Origin of the sequence: Parabacteroides acidifaciens, assembly GCF_003363715.1 — a bacterium.
In the GTDB taxonomy this organism is placed as follows: Bacteria; Bacteroidota; Bacteroidia; order Bacteroidales; family Tannerellaceae; genus Parabacteroides; species Parabacteroides acidifaciens.
Genome location: NZ_QREV01000123.1, coordinates 1 through 1,068, shown reverse-complemented (window position 1 = coordinate 1,068; position 1,068 = coordinate 1). Strand labels below are relative to the sequence as shown.

Here is a 1,068-nt window from a genome sequence, read left to right as displayed (position 1 = left end):
TGAAGAAACAATTTGTGAAAATTTTACCCTTTTTCATGACCCTAATTTTTTTATGCAATTAATAAACCCTATACTCTGTGAGAACTTTTCCCTCGGTTAAGACCCTCATCAAAACCTCTTGTTTCTCGTTGACAATGCAAATGTATGGCAGTAAATCGGATCCTGCAATAGTTTTACGTGTAATAAATGTTAAACACATCAAAATAGTTGGAGAAAGTATCAAATAAAGGGTTGAAAATCTCTCAAAAGGGTGTAAAACTATCATGCCTGCCCTTTGTATTGATAGGAATGACTGTCTTTTATGCATCGGTGAAAGTCTCAATTACAATAGTATAAGTATCATGGTGCATGATTATCTTTTGTCTTCTTTTGGCAGGCGGTAAAAATATCACAATAGGCGGTGAACGTATTATCAAGGGTGTTTTCTGTGAGGCTTTTGATGTTTGCCTTTTATGTTCTTTCTTTTTATAGTACAGCTGTATGATATTTTTGTTTTTGTGTGTCCGGGTGTAGAGATGCACGGCTGTGCATCTCTAATATGTACAAACCATTATTTGTCGGTGTATGGGGCAGTACAAAACTGCCCTGTTCCTGCGCTTGACGCGGGATCGCATTAAAATCGACCGTATAAACAACTGATTGATAAGGTTTGTTCTTTTGCGGTCCCGCGTCAAGCGCGGGGACAAGGGTGTTTTGACACACCGCCACGGTTAAACCCGGATAATCTTCATTTGTTCTTTTGTTCTTCTGTCTAAGATTTACAGACAAGCTATTTATCTCTGTCTGGACGTTTACTTTTTGATTCATATATTATATCATGCGTTGTATTTGCGTCATGGTGATAGGCGATCCTATCTTGGCTTTTTGTAATTTGCTGATTGTCTGAAAATTAGCAAATTTTGTAATGTGCAATACTATCAAAATGAGTGGTAGGGCTATCACGGAGAATCGCATATTTACAAAAAAAGTGGCGCACACTCGGAACAATCCGAATGTGCGCCTATTGCATATAAAAAAATTGAGGGCAAATTATCCGACTGTAACATACTGAATAACAGTACCCCAGTC

At 37.8% G+C, this 1,068-nt stretch carries 1 protein-coding gene; it reads right to left on the bottom strand.

All coding sequences use genetic code 11. The annotated features are described in order from the left end of the window. Positions 1–465: 465 nt before the first annotated feature. Entirely contained in the window at positions 466–807 is a 342-nt protein-coding gene (locus DWU89_RS20700; protein WP_158543419.1) for a hypothetical protein, read from the bottom strand. Positions 808–1,068: the final 261 nt, after the last annotated feature.